16 protein-coding genes are annotated in these 17,096 nt (G+C 72.3%); 6 read left to right on the top strand and 10 right to left on the bottom strand.

All coding sequences use genetic code 11. The annotated features are described in order from the left end of the window. Positions 1-83: 83 nt before the first annotated feature. The 3 genes from ACYVOM_RS12540 to ACYVOM_RS12530 are packed head-to-tail and all read right to left on the bottom strand — an operon-like array spanning position 84 to position 1,867. Positions 84-983 (bottom strand): bile acid:sodium symporter family protein, encoded by a 900-nt coding sequence (locus ACYVOM_RS12540; RefSeq protein WP_460303482.1) that lies wholly within the window; start codon positions 981-983, stop codon positions 84-86. Then, on the bottom strand, positions 968-1,654 hold the full coding sequence (locus ACYVOM_RS12535; protein ID WP_460303481.1) for a class I SAM-dependent methyltransferase: 687 nt from the start codon (positions 1,652-1,654) through the stop codon (positions 968-970). The genes ACYVOM_RS12540 and ACYVOM_RS12535 overlap by 16 nt, the downstream gene beginning before the upstream one ends. A gap of 3 nt (positions 1,655-1,657) precedes the next feature. Continuing rightward, positions 1,658-1,867 (bottom strand): 2TM domain-containing protein, encoded by a 210-nt coding sequence (locus ACYVOM_RS12530; protein ID WP_460303480.1) that lies wholly within the window; start codon positions 1,865-1,867, stop codon positions 1,658-1,660. Between the two features lie 117 nt (positions 1,868-1,984). On the opposite strand from ACYVOM_RS12530, the gene ACYVOM_RS12525 reads away from it, so the two are divergent. From ACYVOM_RS12525 to ACYVOM_RS12515, 3 genes are all read left to right on the top strand, one after another. After that, entirely contained in the window at positions 1,985-2,773 is a 789-nt protein-coding gene (locus ACYVOM_RS12525; RefSeq protein WP_460303479.1) for an alpha/beta fold hydrolase, read from the top strand. 75 nt (positions 2,774-2,848) lie between these two features. After that, a complete protein-coding gene (locus ACYVOM_RS12520; protein WP_460303478.1) occupies positions 2,849-4,075 on the top strand; it encodes an MFS transporter in 1,227 nt (408 codons plus the stop codon). A gap of 133 nt (positions 4,076-4,208) precedes the next feature. Then, on the top strand, positions 4,209-5,204 hold the full coding sequence (locus ACYVOM_RS12515; RefSeq protein ID WP_460303477.1) for an Acg family FMN-binding oxidoreductase: 996 nt from the start codon (positions 4,209-4,211) through the stop codon (positions 5,202-5,204). A gap of 178 nt (positions 5,205-5,382) precedes the next feature. On the opposite strand, the gene ACYVOM_RS12510 is transcribed toward ACYVOM_RS12515, so the two are convergent. Then, a complete protein-coding gene (locus ACYVOM_RS12510) occupies positions 5,383-6,021 on the bottom strand; it encodes a DUF4232 domain-containing protein (protein ID WP_460303476.1) in 639 nt (212 codons plus the stop codon). Positions 6,022-6,099: 78 nt separating this feature from the next. On the opposite strand from ACYVOM_RS12510, the gene ACYVOM_RS12505 reads away from it, so the two are divergent. Continuing rightward, positions 6,100-6,651: a DUF1697 domain-containing protein gene (locus tag ACYVOM_RS12505; RefSeq protein ID WP_460303475.1), complete on the top strand. Its 552-nt coding sequence runs from the start codon at positions 6,100-6,102 to the stop codon at positions 6,649-6,651. Positions 6,652-6,709: 58 nt separating this feature from the next. Here ACYVOM_RS12505 and ACYVOM_RS12500 read toward each other — a convergent pair whose 3' ends face one another. After that, positions 6,710-7,870 carry a sensor histidine kinase gene (locus ACYVOM_RS12500; protein WP_460303474.1) on the bottom strand — a complete coding sequence of 387 codons (1,161 nt, stop codon included), beginning with the start codon at positions 7,868-7,870 and terminating at the stop codon, positions 6,710-6,712. 484 nt (positions 7,871-8,354) lie between these two features. Between ACYVOM_RS12500 and ACYVOM_RS12495 the strand changes: the two genes are divergently transcribed. Beyond that, the gene (locus ACYVOM_RS12495; RefSeq protein WP_460303473.1) at positions 8,355-8,909 is read left to right on the top strand and encodes a YncE family protein; all 555 of its coding nucleotides are present in this window, start codon (positions 8,355-8,357) and stop codon (positions 8,907-8,909) included. A gap of 139 nt (positions 8,910-9,048) precedes the next feature. Here ACYVOM_RS12495 and ACYVOM_RS12490 read toward each other — a convergent pair whose 3' ends face one another. Genes ACYVOM_RS12490 through ACYVOM_RS12475 form a run of 4 tightly spaced genes read right to left on the bottom strand, consistent with a single transcriptional unit; the run spans position 9,049 to position 14,724 of the window. After that, positions 9,049-11,637 (bottom strand): family 78 glycoside hydrolase catalytic domain, encoded by a 2,589-nt coding sequence (locus ACYVOM_RS12490; protein ID WP_460303472.1) that lies wholly within the window; start codon positions 11,635-11,637, stop codon positions 9,049-9,051. Positions 11,638-11,666: 29 nt separating this feature from the next. Then, on the bottom strand, positions 11,667-12,494 hold the full coding sequence (locus ACYVOM_RS12485; RefSeq protein WP_460303471.1) for a carbohydrate ABC transporter permease: 828 nt from the start codon (positions 12,492-12,494) through the stop codon (positions 11,667-11,669). Continuing rightward, on the bottom strand, positions 12,491-13,426 hold the full coding sequence (locus ACYVOM_RS12480; protein ID WP_460303470.1) for a carbohydrate ABC transporter permease: 936 nt from the start codon (positions 13,424-13,426) through the stop codon (positions 12,491-12,493). Before ACYVOM_RS12480 ends, ACYVOM_RS12485 begins: the two co-directional genes overlap by 4 nt. Continuing rightward, complete coding sequence (locus tag ACYVOM_RS12475) at positions 13,420-14,724, bottom strand: ABC transporter substrate-binding protein (protein ID WP_460303469.1); 1,305 nt, start codon at positions 14,722-14,724, stop codon at positions 13,420-13,422. Before ACYVOM_RS12475 ends, ACYVOM_RS12480 begins: the two co-directional genes overlap by 7 nt. A gap of 268 nt (positions 14,725-14,992) precedes the next feature. Here ACYVOM_RS12475 and ACYVOM_RS12470 point away from each other — a divergent pair, with 268 nt between their 5' ends. Beyond that, positions 14,993-16,027, top strand: a complete 1,035-nt coding sequence (locus ACYVOM_RS12470) for a LacI family DNA-binding transcriptional regulator (protein ID WP_460303468.1) — start codon at positions 14,993-14,995, stop codon at positions 16,025-16,027. Between the two features lie 4 nt (positions 16,028-16,031). Here ACYVOM_RS12470 and ACYVOM_RS12465 read toward each other — a convergent pair whose 3' ends face one another. Further along, positions 16,032-16,940, bottom strand: a complete 909-nt coding sequence (locus ACYVOM_RS12465; protein ID WP_460303467.1) for a LysR family transcriptional regulator — start codon at positions 16,938-16,940, stop codon at positions 16,032-16,034. Positions 16,941-17,096: the final 156 nt, after the last annotated feature.

The raw sequence follows: 17,096 nt of genomic DNA, 5'->3' as shown, positions 1-17,096 counted from the left end.
CAGCGGACTCCGTCGCGGCCCCCGGGCGTCCGCGACGGAGTCCCCGGCGGGCACGAGGGCTCAGCCCCCGCGCCCGGGCGGGATCACCCGGGTTCCGCCACCGGAACGTGCCCGTCCGGGATGCGCCATCCGCGGCGGGTGATCAGCCGCCCGAACCCCGCCGCCGTGAAGAACATGACGATGCCGTAGACCACCGCCGGAACCGCCATCTCCGCGTTGTTCAGCAGCGTCGGGCCGAGCGCCACCGTCATGGCGAACGCGGTGTTGTGGATGCCGATCTCGAACCCTGCCGCGGTGGCCTCGCGATGGTCGGCTCCGGCGAGGCGCGGCGCGGTGTACCCGACCAGCAGGGACACCACGTTGAAGGCCAGCGCGGCGAGCCCGACCGAGACGAAGTAGCCGGCGAGGTTCTCCCACTGACCGAACAGGACCGCGCTGATCGTCACGACCAGGACCACGACCGACAGCACCCGGACCGGCCGGTCGAGTCGGCGCGCCGCCAGGGGCGCCCTCGCGCGCACGAGCATCCCGACCGCGACCGGCAGGAGCACGATCGCGAGGACCTGGAGCACCTTCCCGGCCTGCAGTCCGACCTCGGCCCCGTCGGCCAGGAGGTACGCCGTCGACAGATTCACCACGATCGGCAGGGTGAGGACGACGAGGACCGAGGTGACCGCGGTGAGCGTGACGTTCAGCGCCACGTGCCCGCCGAACAGATGGCTGTACAGGTTCGCGGTGGGGCCGCCCGGCGACGCCGCGACCAGCATCAGCCCCACCGCCGGTTCGGGCGGCAGCCCGAACGCCAGCACCAGGCCGAAGCAGAGCACCGGCAGCAGCACCACCTGGCACAGCAACGCGACCGCGACGACCCTCCGATGCCGGCCCACCCGCCGGAAGTCGTCCACGGTCAGCCCGAGCCCCAGGCCCAGCATGACGACGCCGAGCGCGTAGGGCAGGCTCGCCGCGATCATTTCGGAGTCCATGGCGCAGGGTCCCAAGCACGACCCCGGCCCGTCAACGGCCCGGCGGCGCCGCTCCCGCGGCCCGCCGAGGCGAGGCCCCGGACCTGCCCTCCGGGCTCGGGGACCGGACGTCGGCAGTAGTAGACCAGCGCGGGCGGAAGGTTGGCCCACACCGTGCGGCCGACCACGACCTCGTCGAACCGCGACCGCAGCGCCGCGTGCAGCCGGCGGGCGGGCGGCGTCCAGCGGGCGTGCACGTAGGCGAACGTGGTGAAGACGCCGTGCGGCGGCAGGGACGCGACGACGGCGGCCAGCACGGCACGCTGCCGGTCCTCGGTGAACGCCGCCCAAGGCAGGCCGCTGACCACCACGTCGGCGTGGCCGATTCCGCGCCGCGCGAGCACCTCGGCGAGGTCGGACGCGTCGGCGTTCACGACGTCGACCTCGGGCAGGGACACCGCGAGGCGCCGCGCGAACCGCGGATTGACCTCGACGGCGACGTGCCGGCCCCGTCCGGCGAGACGCCGCTGGATGGGGCCGGTGAAGGCGCCGGTGCCCGGACCGAGTTCCACCACGACGGGGGAACCGGTCCCGGGCACCACGGCCGTCGCGGCGCGGGCCAGCGCGGGCCCGCTCGGCGCGACCGCGCCCACCGCCCTCGGGTCGTGCGCGAACTCCCGGAGGAACGGCACGGCTCAGTTCCCCGCGCGGGAGGTCGACGACACCGCCCAGGCGTGGCAGGCCAGCCCGACGCCCCAGCCGAGAGCCGGCCACAGCGGCCAGAAGAAGTGCTCCGGGGTGACGGTCCACCACACGACGATCTGGGCGGGGATTCCGATGGCGTAGGCGATGGCGTGGGCCCGCAGGCCCCATTTCACGGCGTTCTCGCTCTTCGTGGATCTCATGGCCCGAACGCTAGGAGGCGGCACTGGACGTCCACTGAATCGGCCGTTCAGTGGACGTCCACCGGACCTCCGCACGATGGCACCCGGAATCGAACACCACGAAGAAAGGTGCACATCATGACGACTCGCCGAGCGGTACTGGCCGGCTCCACCGCGGTCGCGACCGGGGCCCTCCTCGGGGCGGACGCGGCGGCGGCCCGCTCCCGGCCGGAGGCAAGGCCCACGGTGGTGCTGGTGCACGGGGCGTTCGCCGACGCGTCCGGCTGGAACGAGGTCGCCTCCCGGCTCGTCCGCGACTCCTATCCCGTCCTCGCCCCGGCGAACCCGCTGCGCGGCGTGGCCTCCGACTCCGCCTACCTGGCGGACGTCCTGCGGACCCTCACCGGTCCGATCGTCGTGGCGGCGCACTCCTACGGCGGCATCGTCGCCACGAACGCCGCGGCCGGCAACCCGAACGTGAAGGCGCTCGTGTACGTCGCCGCGTTCGCCCCCGACCAGGGCGAGACGCTGCTCGGCCTGCAGACGAAGTTCCCCGGAAGCCGCCTCGACGAGGCTGCGCTGGACTTCCGCCCGTACGGCGACGGGCTCGTCGACGGGTACATCAAACGGGACTCCTTCCCCGACGTCTTCGCCGGAGACGTCCCGCGGGCGACCGCAGCCCTGATGTGGGCCTCGCAGCGTCCCGCCGACGTGCGCACGCTCGGTGAACCGTCCGGCACGCCCGCCTGGACGACCATCCCGTCCTACTACCTCGTCGCGCGCCGCGACCAGGTGCTGCCCGCCGAGGCGCAGCGGTTCATGGCTGAACGGGCCGGATCACACGTACAGGAGGTCACCGCCTCGCACGTCGCGATGGTCTCGCAGCCCGCGGCCACCGCCGACCTGATCCGGCGCGCCGCGCGCTGAGCCCGTTCCGCGGACGAGGGGGCGTCGCGGCACCTCGACGCCCCCTCCTCCGCACCGACCACCGAAGGAAGACAGATGCACCAGCAGGCCTCCGAAGACCGCCGCGGGACCGAGCGGCACGTCCCCGCCGGGCGGTTCACACGGAACCCGAGACCCGTCCTGTTCGCGCTCGCCCTGGGCACCTTCGCGATCGGCACCGGCGAGTTCGGCAGCAACGGCGTCATCCAGTTGTTCGCCGCCGACCTTGCCGTGTCGATCCCGGTCGCCACGCACGCGATCACCGCCTACGCGCTGGGCGTCGTCATCGGCTCCCCGGCGATCACGCTGCTCGCCGCGCGCGCCGACAGGCGCGCCCTTCTCCTCGGGCTCATCGTGCTCTTCCTCGTCGGCAACGGGCTGTCCGCGCTCGCGCCGAACCTCGCCGTCCTCGTCGTCTGCCGCTTCGTCGCCGGGAGCGTGCAGGGCGCGTTCTTCGGCGCCGGGGCCGTCGTCGCCGCCTACATGTACGGTCCGGGCAAAGGCGGAAGGGCCTTCGCCACGGTGATGGCGGGCCTCACCGTCGCCACGGTCGTCGGGTCGCCGCTCGCGACGTTCATCGGCCAGCACGCCGGATGGCGCGCCATGTACTGGACGGTGTCGGGTCTCGGCGTGCTCGCCGGCGCCGCCCTTCTGGCCTGGCTCCCCCGCACCGACGACCTGCGCGGCGGCTCGGTCAGCGACGAACTGGACGCGCTGCGCCGGGGCGGCGTCTGGCTCATGGTCGGCGTCGCGGCGCTCGGCATCTCCAGCATCTTCGCCGTCTACACCTTCATCGGCCCCTTCGTCACCGAGGCCGCGCACCACGATGCCGTATTCGTCCCCATCGCCCTCGCCGTCTTCGGCGTCGGCATGGCGGTCGGCAACCAGGTCGGCGGCCGTCTCGCCGACCGTTTCGAGCATCGCGGACTGACCTGGGGCTACGGCGGGGTCCTGGTGCTCCTCGCGCTGATCGGCACGGCCGGGGGCGACCTGCGCGTCCTGCTGCCCTGCCTGTTCGGCGTCGGCTTCACCATGATGCTCGCGATCCCCACGATCCAGGTCCGCCTGACCGCGCTCGCGCCGGACGCCCCGACCCTGATGGGCGCGCTCAACCTTGCCGCGCTCAACCTCGCCAACTCCCTCGGCGCCGTCGGCGGGGCGATCACCCTCGCCGCCGGCCTGGGGCCGCTGTCCACGGTCTGGGCCGGCTTCGCCCTCACCGCCGCCGGGCTCCTCCTCTATGCCGCCGCGCTCCCCCGGCCGAAGCCCGCCCATCGCCGATGAGCCGCGAGTTCGGCCGTGCCCTCGCCTCGCCACCGCACATCCGGTAAAGCAACCTTTACTCGTCATACGGACCTCCGGCCCTTCGACCTGGGACAGGACGGTGGTTGCCTGGAAGCGACGGGGGGAGACCGCGATGGGCACCATCATCAACGCGGACGTCGAAAGGGCGCTGCACAGGGCCGTGGGCGCGGCGATCTGGGCGCCGTCGATCCACAACACGCAGCCCTGGCGGTTCGCCATCGGCGAGCGCGACGGCACGCCCATGATCACCGTTTACGCCGACCTGTCCCGGACCCTGGCGATCGCCGACCCCCGGGGGCGGGAGCGGACGATCAGCTGCGGGGCGGCCTTGGCGACGCTCGTCCTGGCGCTGCAGGACTCGGGGTACGCCACCGAGACCACGGTGATCCCCGACCCGCACCACCTCGCGCTGCTCGCGGAGGTCGACGTCATCGGCCGCGCCGAGCCCGCCCCGGAGATCCGGACGCTCGCCGCGCAGATCCACCGCAGGCGCAGCCACCGCGGCCCGTTCGACACCGCGCCCGCCGATCCCGGGCTCGTCCAGGCGCTCGCCGATCACGCCGCGGCCGAGGGAGCCCGCTTCCACGTCCCGCGGGAAGCCCACGCGGTGAGCGCGCTGGCGCTGCTCAGCGAGGCCGCCGAACAGATCGAACGGCTCGACCCCCGCTACGGCGCCGAGATCCGCAAGTGGACCCGGCCGTCCGACAGCGAAGGCGTCCAACCGACCGCCTACCCGCTCGCCGAGGAGAGGATCGAAGGCTCCTTCGCCGAACGCGGCTTCGCCCGCGGCATCCTGCGGGGCCTGCCCGCCCCGCAGGACCTGCCGGCGCCCCGCGCCCCCGGCACCACCTGCGTGATCGGGACGGAGGGCGACACCCCCGCCGACTGGATCGCCGCGGGCCGGGCCCTCCAGCACGTCCTCCTCCACCTGAGCGCGCAGGGGCTTTCCGCCGCGCTGCACACCCAGCCGCTGGAGATCCCCGAACTGCGCGCCCTCATCCGCCGGACCCTGGCCCCCGCCGCGGAGCCGCAGATCCTGCTGCGCTTCGGCGCTTCGATGACCGCCTTCACCTCGGTCCGCCGCCACGTCGAGGAGGTCATCCTGTAGCCCGGCAACGGAGGCCACGTCCGCGCCCGTCTCGACGGACCGCCACCGGTCGGCCGTCCGCGAGTTCAAGGGGACCCCGGCCCCGACCGGTCGCGTCGTGTCATCCCGGCACTCCCACGATCGTCGTCGGACGCGGCAGAACGACGCCTCGCGGACGGCCCGGACCGTGCCGCCGGGGTCAGGGGCCGTCGCCGGGGCGCAGCGGGCTCACTCGGGGGACCGAGGCCTTGCCCGTGTTGGAGACCTCACCGCCCGTCCAGGGGACGCGGATCGAGGTGGTCTCATCGGGCGGCGTGATGAGCAGGGCCGCCGGTGTCACCGTGGTGACGCCGGTGATCGCAGGGCTGCCGTAGGTCAGCGCCGACCAGGCGCTCGCCCCGGGCGGGAGCGTCACGGCCTGCCGCCCGTCGCTCGGGGCCCGTTCGGGATCCGGCGTGATCTGCGCGCCGGCGTCGTCGACGAACGCGAGTCCGGGATAGCCGAGGACCGTGCACGTCCGGGCGGAGGCGTTGGTCAGCACGAGGGCGAAGTTCGACTGGCCGGCTCCCGGGCTGTTGGGCCCGATCGACGCCTTGAGTTCGGAGGTGTGGCAGCGTTCCGCCCTCGTCGGCGCGGCGGAGTCCGACGGCGCCGCGCCGCTGCCGGGCGGCGCGGACGCCGAGGGCGCAGCGGACGGGACAGCGGCTCCGCTGCCGGAGGGAGTAGGCGCGACGGTGGTCTCCGGCGGCGACGAGGGCGCGGACGGCCCCTCAGCCGCACAGCCGGTCAGGAGGGAGCAGGCGATGAGCGCGCCGGGCACGAGCAGTGGATGTCTCATGTGCACGGAACCAACTTCCGCCCGCGTCCATTCCTGTCCAGTGGACCGCACAGAACGCGACACCATAGGGTCTGGCGGATGACGAGGTACGCGGCGCTGTTGCGCGGGGTCAATGTGGGCGCGGGCGGCGGCAGGAAGGTGCCGATGGCCGAGCTGCGGACCCTCATGGAGGGGCTCGGGCACGGCGACGTGCGAACCTACCTGCAGAGCGGGCAGGCGGTGTTCACCGCTGAGGACGGAGACGAGGACGTGCTCGCGCTCGGGATCGCCCGGGTACTGGAGGAGCACTTCGGGCGCACCTTCGACGTGATCGTCCGCGACCACGCCTACCTGAGCGCCATCGCCGAGGCCTGTCCGTTCCCCGCGGCGGAGCTGGAAGGACGCCAACTGCACGTCACCTTCTTCGCGACCGACCCGGAGCCCGAGCGCTTCGCCGACATCGACCGGGCCGCCTACCTCCCCGAGGACTTCCGGCTCGGCGACCGCGCCCTCTACCTCTACGCCCCCGATGGCCTGGGCCGCTCCGACCTCGCCGGCCGCCTGTACCGTCCCGCCCTCCTCAAGGGCCTCACCTCCACCACCCGCAACTGGAACACCGTCACCAAGCTCATCGAGCTGACCCGCCCCTGAAGACCCCCTGAACATCCCGCGGCGAGCGCGGCCTTGAGCGGGGGCATCGGCACCTTGTTCACCGCGATCCCAGGGGGAGTTTCGCCTCGACCACGAACCCGCCGCCCGGTCGGCGTCCGGTCCGCACCCGGCCGCCCGCCGCGCAGGCGCGCTCGCGCATGCCGATCAGCCCGCGGCCGGTGCCACCGCCCGCTCCGACGCCGGTGCCCTCGTCCTCGATCCTGATGGACAGGGCGTGCGGTCCGTAGCCGAGGCGGACCCACGCGACGTCGGTGTTCGCGTGCTTGCTCACGTTCGTCAGCGCCTCCTGGATGATCCGGTACGCCGAGAGGTCGATCGCCGATGGCAGGCTCACGGCGTCCCCCTCCCGGCGGATCTCGACCTCCAGGCCCGCGAGGGCGAAGGAGGCCGCCAGGTCGTCCACCTGGGCGAGGCCCGGGAGGGGCTCGCGCGCCGCGGGGCCGCTGCCGAGCAGCCCCACGATGGCCCGCAGTTCGGTGAGCGCCTGCTTGGAGTCGTCCTTGACGTGCGCCAGCGTCTCGGCCAGCCGACCGGGATCCGATGGCCCCGTGCCGTCCAGGTAGAGCGCTACCCCGGCCTGCGCGTTGATCAGGGTCAGCTGGTGGGCGATGACGTCGTGCAACTCTCCGGCGATCCGCATCCGCTCCTCGGCGAGCAGGCGCCCCGCCTCCTCGCGCCGCTGCCGCTCGGCCCGCTCCGCCCGCTCCTCCAGCGCGGCGACGTAAGCGCGCTGGGCCCGCACGGCGGCCCCCGCGGCGATCGCGAAGCCCGTCGTGGCGACCAGCCCGACCGCCCCCAGCGGTGGCCCGTGCGCCTCGCCGACCACCGCGTGCGTTCCGGCGAGCAGCACCAGGCAGGCTCCCGCGCCGAGCCCCCACCGGCTGCCCCGCAGCGCCGTCACCGCGTACAGCGCCACCAGCGAGGGCAGGATCTGCTGGGCGTCGACCGAGGACAGCCACCCGTGCAGGCCGCCCAGCACCGTGACCAGCGCGAAGACCGCCACGGGCCGGTGCCGCCTCGCCAGCAGGATCGAGCAGGACGACACGGCGAAGACCCAGTCCACGGCGTTCAGGGCCCGGGGCGGCGCCTCATGGGAGCCGAACCGCATCATCCCGACGAGCAGGAGGAACGACGCGGCCGCCACCGCCGCGTCGACTCCGACCGGATGGCGCCACCACCACGCCTGACCACTCTTCACGCTCGCTACCTCACCGTCCGCCATGTGCTCTTCCCAGGTTAAGCACCCGTCCCGTCCGTCCACGTCACCCATGCGCGTCCACCCCGCGTACCGCGATCGCAGTACACGCGGTGCTCACGGGCCTCGACCCGTGGCTCGACCGAGATCTCGGTCAAGGTCGCCGGACCCCATCGGCCGGCTCAGCCGCCGTGCGGCGAGCGGTTGAGCCGACCGCCGGTCGGTGTCGCGGCGGGCGTGCACCGCAGTGGCGGGAGTTCACGTGGCGAGCAGAGGCGCCAGAGTCACGGAAACGACAATTGCGTCCTTCTGGTAGATAGCAGTATGTACGCTTCCGGTCTCTAGTGGTGATCATCCGGGGGCGGGAATCTCAGGTGCCGTTGAGCGTCCCGCCTATGGTGCCGGTCCGATGTGGGCCGCCGGGCGGGCGCGGACGGCGAGGAGCCCCCCTGCGTCCCAGACCACCCCGGCGCTGTTCGTCAGGCGGATGAGCAAGGGCAGGTGGCGTGCCCTGGCGGCCGCGGTGCTGCTGGCCGCCTCCGCGCTCACCGCCGTCACCGCACCGACCGCCGCGCACGCGGCCCCACAGTCGGTCGCCTACGTCGCCAACGTCGACTCCGACAACGTGACGGTCATGGACGCCTCCTCCCTCACCGTCAGCGCGACGATCACCGGTATCGGCACCGACCCCTACGACATCGCGCTCAACCCGGCGGGGACCCGCCTGTACACCGCCAACCAGGCGTCCGGGAACGTCTCCCGTGATCGACACCTCCACCGCCGACGTCACCGAGGCCGACCCCACCCCGGCCAACGACGGCGACGCCGAGAACACCACATCGTCAACGGCCTCGGTTGCACGATCACCGGCACCAACGGCAACGACGCCCTCGCCGACGCCAGCGGCACGGACACCATGAGCGGCAACCTCGGCAACGACGACATCGACGTCCATGACGGCGCCGGCGGGGACACCGCCAACGGCGGCCTGGGCAGCGACACCTGCGCGACAGACGGCGGCGACACCGCCACCAGCTGCTGACCCGACCTGCCCCGCACGACGGCCCGGATCTCACATCAGGAGATCCGGGCCACCGGGACCCCGGCCCGCTCTTCGACGTGGCGGAGATCCGCGCCGGAGCGGTCGGGGTCCGCGTGCGTCAGCGGTCTGCCCGGCCCGATCAGAGGTCGAACGGCACCGTGAACGTGTGAGTGCCGGAAGGGGACTCGAAAGGGGCCTCGTCGGGGAGGTCGATCTCGGCGGTGGTGCCGGGCGGGATCGTCGCGGTGACCGAGAGGACGCCTTCTTCGATCCGCCAGCTCACGGCGGCCCGGCCATAGGGGGTGTCGTGGGTGGCGGAGGCGTGGGTGAGGCCGCCGCCTGGGCGGGGCGCCACGCGCAGGCGGCGGTAGCCGGGGGCGGCGGGAGCCAGGCCGGCGACGGTGCGGTGGAGGAAGTCGGCGACGGCCCCCAGGGCGTAGTGGTTGAAGGACGTCATGTCGCCGGGGTTGACCGAGCCGTCGGGGAGCATGCTGTCCCAGCGTTCCCAGATGGTGGTGGCGCCCATCGTCACCGGGTAGAGCCACGACGGGCAGTCCCGCTGGAGGAGCAGGCGGTAGGCGGTGTCTGCGGAGCCGGTGGAGGCCAGGGCGTCGCACACGAGCGGGGTGCCCACGAAGCCGGTCGAGATGACGTGGCCTTCGTAGGCGACGAGTTCGGCGAGCCTGCGGCCGGCCCGCGCGCGCTGGTCCTCCGTCTCGAACAGGCCCGCGTGCAGGGCGAGCGCGTAGCCGGTCTGGGTGTCGGCGGCGAGCCTCCCGGTCGGCGTGACGAACTCGGTCCGGAACGCGGCGCGGATCTCCGCTGCGAGGGTCGTGTACCGCGCGGCGTCCTCGGTGCGGCCGAGCAGTCCCGCGGTCTCGGCGAGGACCTGGGTGGTCCAGGCGTGGTAGGCCGAGGCGACGAGCACCTGGTCGGTGCGGGACTTGGCGGGCTGCTCGGGCGGCGCGGCAGGGTCGAGCCAGTCGCCGAACTGGAACTCCTCGCGCCACAGCCGGTCGGCGTCGGCGCGGGAGGCGACCTGGTCGACCCAGGCCTTCATGCTCGGATACTGCGCGGCGAGCAGGCCCAGGTCGCCCGAGCGCTGGTAGAGCGTCCACGGGACCAGGACGGCCGCGTCGCCCCACGCCGCGGCGGGCGAGGTGGGGAAGAGGATGTCGATCCAGGGCACGTAGTGCGGGACCGTGCCGAGTTCGGCCTGTTCCGCGGCGAGGTCGGCCAGCCAGGAGGCGAGCGGTCCTGTGCAGTCGTAGAGGAACGCCGCGGTGGGCGCGAAGACCTGGATGTCGCCGGTCCAGCCGAGCCGCTCGTCGCGCTGCGGGCAGTCCGTCGGCAGGTCGACGAAGTTGCCGCGCATGCTCCACAGGACGTTCTCGTGCAGCCGGTTCAGCAGCGGGTCGGAGCACGCGAACCAGCCGGTGCGGCGCAGGTCGGTGTGGCAGACGAGGGCCTCGACCGAGTCCTCGGCGAGTTCGCCCGGCCAGTCGGCGACCTCCGCGTAGCGGAAGCCGTGCAGGGTGAACCGCGGCTCCCACTCCTCCACACCGCCGCCGCGCAGCGTGTAGGTGTCGATCGAGTAGGCGCTGCGCAGCGGACGCAGAGAGAGCGAGCCGTCCTTCTCCAGCACCTCCGCGTGCCGCAGCGTCACCGTGTGCCCGGCCGGGCCCTGGACGCGGATGCGCAGCCGCCCCGACATGTTCTGCCCGAAGTCCAGGATCGTCTCGCCGGACGGCCCGGTCAGCACGGCCTCCGGGCGGAGCGCCTCGACGCGCCGCACGGGCGGGCCGGTGGGCGCGACGAGCAGCGCCGGGTCGTGGTCGAGCGCGTCGGTGGCCGCCCAGCCCGCGTCGTCGAAGCCTGGCTCGGACCATCCCGCCGGCAGAAGGCGGGCGTCGTACTTCTCGCCCTCGTACAGGCTGGCGGCGAGGACGGGGCCGGACGCGCACCGCCACGAGCCGTCGGTGACGACGTGTTCGGTCGTCCCGTCGGCGTAGCGGACCTCCAGTTGCGCGATCAGCGCCGTCCGGTCGCCGTACAGGTCGGTCTTGCCGCCTTCGAAGCCGACGCGGCCGCGGTACCAGCCGTCGGCGAGCATCGCACCGATGGCGTTGCCGCCTTCGGTGAGGAGCGCGGTGACGTCGTGGGTGCGGTAGCGCAGCCGGTGGGAGTAGCTGGTCCAGCCGGGGGCGAGGACCTCGTCGCCGACGCGCCTGCCGTTGACCTCCAGGTCGAACGTCCCGTGGGCCGTCACGTACAGGCGCGCCGAGGCGACCTTCCCCGACAGCCGGAACTCCCTGCGCAGGAGAAGGGCGGGCCCGTCGGGCGGGCCGAGCAGCGCCGCCGGGGGCGCCGCCGCCCGCGCCCGCCACTCCCCCGGTTCCAGGAGACCCGCCTCGACGTGGGAGTAGTCGCTCCACGGTGTCGTCGTGCCGTCCTGTCCGTGCACGCGGACCCGCACCCTGCGGCGTTCGCGCGACGCCAGCGGGGCGAACGGCCAGGCGACCAGGACCGAGTCCGCGGACTCGATCAGGTCGGTGGCGTGGAAGACGCCGCCGTCCCCGGCCTGGAGTTCGTAGCCGCGCTGCCGCCACCCGGGGGGAGTCCCGGCGACGGTCCAGGAGAGGCGCGGCGCGGATTCGCCGATGCCGAGGGGCGCGCGGTGGTGCTCGAACGCCGGGGGCGTGACGGACGGGGCGATGGGATCGGACACGGGGAAGAGCTCCTAGCTGAGGGCGGTGGTCAGCCCTTGACGGCGCCGGCGGTCATCCCGGCGACGATCTTGCGGTTGAAGAAGACGAAGGCCAGCAGCGGCGGGATCGTGATGAGCACGATGTCCATGAACAGCAGGTTCCACTGGGTGGAGTACTGGCTCTGGAAGCTGTACAGCGTGGTCTGCACGGTGGCGTGGTCGTCGCCGGGCAGGAAGTACAGCGGGTTGACGAAGTCGTTGAAGATCGCCACCGAGGTGGTGAGCGCGACCGTGATCACGACGGGCCGCAGCAGCGGGAAGATGACGCGGAAGAACAGCTTCCAGCCCGTGCAGCCGTCCATCATGGCGGCCTCGTCGAGTTCCCTGGGGATGCCCGCGACGAACGCGCGGAACAGCAGGACCGCGTAGGAGAGGTTGAAGGCGATCTCCACGAGGACCAGGCCGGGAAGGGTCTTGAACAGGCCGAACGTCTGGAGCAGCCAGATCGTCGGGACGATGGCGGGCGGGATGATCAGGCCGCTCAGCACGAGGGTGTTCGCGATCGAGGCGACCCTGCCGGGGCGGCGCTGGATGACGTACCCGGCCATCGCGGCGAACACCACGATGAGCCCGACCGACACGACGGTGACGAGGATGCTGTTCACGTAGGCGCGCAGCAGGATGTAGTCGCGCGCTTCGACGACCGCGCGGAGGTTCTCCACGACGGGCCAGCTCGCCGGCCAGGAGAAGTCGAGGTCGGCGGCCTGCGGACCGTCCTTGACGGCGGTCAGCAGCATGAACGAGAACGGCACGAGGAAGACGACGCCCGCCAGGACGAGCGCGGCGGTCTCCCCCGCCAGCTTGCGGAGGACTCTCACGCGGCGACCTCCTTCTTGCCCAGGTACCACGACAGCGGGAGGATCAGCGCGGTGACCACGACGAACAGGACGACGTTGCCCGCGGTGGACAGGCCGTAGAAGCCCGCCTGGTACTGCTTGTAGATGATCGAGGCGATGACGTCGCTGCTGAAGCCGGGTCCGCCGCGCGTCATGGTCCAGATCAGGTCGAACGACCTGAGGCCGCCGATGAGCGACAGCAGGACGACCGAGTAGGTCGCGGGCCAGCTCAGCGGGAACGTGACGTACCGGAACCGCTGCCACGCGCCGCCGCCGTCGACGGAGACCGCCTCGTAGTAGGTCTGCGGGATCGACAGGATGCCCGCGATGTAGATGACGGTGGCCAGTCCGACGCCCTTCCAGACGTCCACCACCGCCACCGACAGCAGTGCGGTGTTCGCGCTGCCCAGCCAGTCGTGGCCGGAGACGCCGACCAGTGCGAGCGCCTTGTCGACGAGGCCGGTGTCGGGCCGCAGCAGCACGCTGAACGTGATGCCGACGGCGACGGTGCTGACCAGGACGGGGAAGAACACGACCGAGCGCAGGAAGCCGCTGCTGCGCAGCTTGCTCGTGAGCAGGACGCCGAGCAGGAGCCCGAACACGACCTTGAGCGCGCTGGTGGCGACCGCGTAGATCAGCGTGTTCTGGAGGCCGATCCGCAGGCTCTGATCGGCGAAGAAGTCCTTGTAGTTCTCCAGGCCGACGAACTCGCTGTCGAAGAGGGTCCAGCGGGTCAGGGAGAAGTAGAACGCCATCACCGTCGGGACCAGGAAGACCACGACGTAGACGACGCCCGCGGGCAGGTAGAGCGTGTAGGGCTGGGCCGCTCCCTTGCGCCGCCGCGGGGCGGGCCGGGAGGGGCCGGGCCCCGCGCTCTTCGCGCGGGACCCGGCGGGCCGGTCGGCGACTACCATCCGGCGAGGCCCAGCTGCTTGGCCTGCTTCTCGACGTCCTTGTCGTACTGGCCGGCGCCTTCGGCGGGCGAGGTCAGGCCGCTGCCGACGGCGACGGTGATCTGCTCCAGGGACGGGCCCTTGACCGGGGACAGGTACTCCAGCGCGGGCGAGGACAGCCCCGCGTCGATGTAGGCCTGGATGTCCTTGACGGCCTGCATCGCGTCGTCCGGGAGCTTGGCGCCCTTGACGCGGTACGGGCCGGTCGGGGCGGAGACGTCCTTGATGGCGTCGATGCCGGCGGGCGAGGCGACGAAGGCCATGAACTTCTTCGCCTCGGCGAGGTGCTCGGTGTCCTTGGCGGCGTAGACGGCGGCGGGCTCCCAGATGGTGGCGCCGGCCTTGGCGGGGTCGTCGCCGGGGACGCCGAAGAAGCCGATGTCGGTGCCGGCCTCGGGGGCTGTGGCCAGGAGCGGCGGAAGGGTGAAGGTGAGCAGCGGGAACTGCACGCCCTCGCCCGACAGGAGCAGCTTCATGCCCTGGTCGACGGTCGCCGAGCCGAAGCCCTTGTTCTGGTAGCCCTTGGCGTTGACCTCGGCGAGGTGCTCGAAGCCCTTGAGCGCCGCCGGGGTCGTCGCGAACTTGGCCTTGTTCGCGGTGAAGTCGTCGGCGAAGGTCGGCGCGGCGTTCGCGACGTTGTTGTAGTCGGCCAGGACGAGGAGCTGGGAGCTCCAGGTGTCCTTGAAGGTCGAGATGACCGCGGTCTTGCCCGCGGCCTTGATCTTCTCGTTGTTGGCCATGAACTCCGCCCAGGTCTTGGGGACCTGGAGGCCGAGCTCGGCGTAGACCTTGCGGTTGTACAGGACGCCGCCGCCGGTGGAGGAGCCGATCGGCACGCCGTAGACCTTGTCCTGCTGGGACACGACCGGGAGGAAGCCCTCCTCGACGTCCTTGAGCACGGGGTCGCCGGTCAGGTCCGCGATGGACTGGGCCGGGTTGAGCGCCTGGAGCAGCGAGCCGGACGGGTACCAGAACACGTCCGACATGTCGCCGGTGGACAGGCGGGTCTTGACGACGTTGTCGCCTTCGGTGCCCTGGGGACGGGTCTCGACCTCGACCTTGATGCCGGTCTGGGAGGAGTTGAAGGCGTCGGCCACGGCGTTCGCCTGGGACAGGGTCGACTCGCTGTTGTCGACGAGGAACGACAGTTCGACCGTGCCGTCGGCGGAGTCTCCGCCCGAGCCGCAGGCCGTCAGCGCCGTGAGGGCGACGCCGAAGGCCGCCACCGCGCCCGTGAGGCGGCGATGGGTGATCTTCATGGGTTACTCCAGTGGGGTGTGAGAGACAGAGGGTGGCCCCCGACCGCTCGTTAACGTAGGCGTCACACTCAGGCCAGTCAAGCGTTGATTTGGAAAACGTTACACACTCGCTCTCCGCCTATAGATCGCCATCTACCTGGGATATTCCTGGTATCAAGACCAGTGATGGGTATCGTTACCCATGCCTCGCCCGCCCCGCCGAACGCGTTTCCCGTACACTGCGGCGGGGTCCTCGCCGGTGAGGAGCCGGTCGAGGGAGAGGGGGGCCATGGCCCAGCCAGGGCGTCCGCGCCGCGCGACGATCGCCGACGTCGCACAGCACGCGGGGGTCTCCACCACCGCGGTCTCCAAGGTGCTGCGCAGCGCCTACGGCGTCAGCCCCGCCATGCGCGAGAAGGTCACCGCGTCGATCAAGGCGCTGGGCTACCGCCCGCACGCCGCCGCGCGCGCGATGCGCGGCCGGACGTACACGATCGGCGTGCTCTTCCCCGACCTGCGCAACCCGTTCTTCCCCGACATCCTCGACGGGATCGACGCCCACATCGCCGGGACCGAGTACCAGGTCGTGATCGTGCGCGGCGGCGCGTCGGCGAAGTCGGAGAGCGCCGCGATCGACGCGCTCGTGGACCGGCAGGTCGACGGCCTGCTGATGGTCGCGCCGCTCAACACCAGGAAGCGCCTGGAAGAGGTGGCCCGGATCCTTCCGACGGTCGTCCTCGGCCCCCACGACAAGTCGGCCGTCTACGACTCCGTCGCCGACGACGACGCGGCGGGCGTGGAGCTCGTGATGGAGCACCTCATCGGGCTCGGCCACCGGCGCATCGCGCACATCGCGCACGGCGACATCGGCCTGGCCCGCGCGAGCACCTCGCTGCAGACCATCCGGGCCGAGACCTACCGCCGCGTCATGCGCGAGCACGGCCTGGCCGACGAGATCGCCATCGCCACCACGTCCTACACCGAGAGCGGCGGGTACGACGGCGCCCGCGAACTGCTCGCGCGGGGCCCGCGGCCCACCGCGATCTTCGCCGGCGCCGACCTCGCGGCGTTCGGCGCGCTCGCGGCGGTCCACGAGGCGGGCCTTTCCGTCCCGGGCGACGTCTCCGTCGCCGGCTACGACAACACGCGCATGGCGGCCCTCACCCACGTCTCCCTGACGAGCGTCGACCAGGACGGCGTCACCCTGGGCAGGACCGTCGGCGGACTCCTGCTGGAGCGCATCGAGGGGCGCACCACCCCCGTGCGGTTCTTCATCTCGCCGTCGCTGGTCCCCCGCCGCTCGACCGGGCCCGCGCCCGGCTGACGCCTCACCCGATCATCGCGCCGACCTCGACCAGGAGCCCGCGCAGCCACCGGTGGGCGGGCTCGGGCTGCTGCATCGGGTGGTACCAGAGCGCCTCGAGGACCGGCACCGCCTCGTAGGGCACCGGGTGCGCCTCGCAGCCCGACCAGGCCGCGATCCTCCGGGCCAGCCGCTCCTGGATGAGCGCGATCCGCTCGGTGCCGGCGACCAGGAACGGCAGGGACAGGAAGTTCTCCACCACGACCTCGACCCGCGGTGTCACCCCGAGCATCGTGAGCTGTCGGGCTGCCGAGGCGACCGCCGTCGGGGTGCGGAAGGTCGCCACCCAGGGCAGCGTCGACAGGTGGTCCATCGTGAGGCCGCCCGCCAGCGCGGGATTGCCCGCGGCGGCGAGGACCACCCAGCGGTCGGCGTAGACGTCCACCGAGGGGTGGGCCGAGATGTAGCCGTGCGGCATGACGACGCCGTCCGTCGAGCGGAGGGTGGTCTCGATGTCGTCGATGCGCGCCGGGTTGATCTGGAGGAACCGCAGCCTGACGTGCGGCGCCCGCTCCCGCACGGCCCGGGTGAACGCCTCTCCGAGCACGCTGATGACGTAGTCGGAGGTGACGAGGGTGAACTCGCGGTCGCTCGTCTCCGGGTCGAACGTGGGCCGGGCGGAGAAGACCCGGTCGACCACGTTGACGGCGAGCGTCGTGGAGTCGACGAGCGCGGCGGCCAGGGGCGTCAGGTCGTAGCCGTTCCCGACCCTGACGAGGAGATCGTCGGCGAAGTGCCGGCGCAGGCGGGCGAGGTTCGCGCTCATGGCCGGCTGGGTGACGCCGAGGCGGCGACCCGCGCGGGTCACGTTGCGCTCCTCCAGCAGCGCGTGCAGCGCCATGAGCAGGTTCAGGTCGAGGCTGTCGAGCTGCACGGCTTGCCTCCACAGGGCAGATCGATAGGTCCCCCGCGCCGCGATCGCCGCAGGCGCCCACCCAGGTCATGCCCTGTTACGGGGTGCCGACCACTTCACAGGATCACCACCGAGCGCAGGACTTCGCCGTGGTGCATCTTGTCGAAGGCGGCTTCG

Source organism: Actinocorallia aurea, assembly GCF_054783995.1.
The sequence above is the reverse complement of the archived record's forward strand: the minus strand, read 5'-3'. Positions and strand labels throughout refer to the sequence as shown.

Coding starts and splice junctions, on each gene's coding strand:
- ACYVOM_RS12540 (WP_460303482.1), bottom strand. CDS start 983: ATGGACTCCGAAATGATCGCGGCGAGCCTGCCCTACGCGCTCGGCGTC.
- ACYVOM_RS12530 (WP_460303480.1), bottom strand. CDS start 1,867: ATGAGATCCACGAAGAGCGAGAACGCCGTGAAATGGGGCCTGCGGGCC.
- ACYVOM_RS12525 (WP_460303479.1), top strand. CDS start 1,985: ATGACGACTCGCCGAGCGGTACTGGCCGGCTCCACCGCGGTCGCGACC.
- ACYVOM_RS12520 (WP_460303478.1), top strand. CDS start 2,849: ATGCACCAGCAGGCCTCCGAAGACCGCCGCGGGACCGAGCGGCACGTC.
- ACYVOM_RS12515 (WP_460303477.1), top strand. CDS start 4,209: ATGGGCACCATCATCAACGCGGACGTCGAAAGGGCGCTGCACAGGGCC.
- ACYVOM_RS12510 (WP_460303476.1), bottom strand. CDS start 6,021: ATGAGACATCCACTGCTCGTGCCCGGCGCGCTCATCGCCTGCTCCCTC.
- ACYVOM_RS12505 (WP_460303475.1), top strand. CDS start 6,100: ATGACGAGGTACGCGGCGCTGTTGCGCGGGGTCAATGTGGGCGCGGGC.
- ACYVOM_RS12495 (WP_460303473.1), top strand. CDS start 8,355: ATGAGCAAGGGCAGGTGGCGTGCCCTGGCGGCCGCGGTGCTGCTGGCC.
- ACYVOM_RS12480 (WP_460303470.1), bottom strand. CDS start 13,426: ATGGTAGTCGCCGACCGGCCCGCCGGGTCCCGCGCGAAGAGCGCGGGG.
- ACYVOM_RS12475 (WP_460303469.1), bottom strand. CDS start 14,724: ATGAAGATCACCCATCGCCGCCTCACGGGCGCGGTGGCGGCCTTCGGC.
- ACYVOM_RS12470 (WP_460303468.1), top strand. CDS start 14,993: ATGGCCCAGCCAGGGCGTCCGCGCCGCGCGACGATCGCCGACGTCGCA.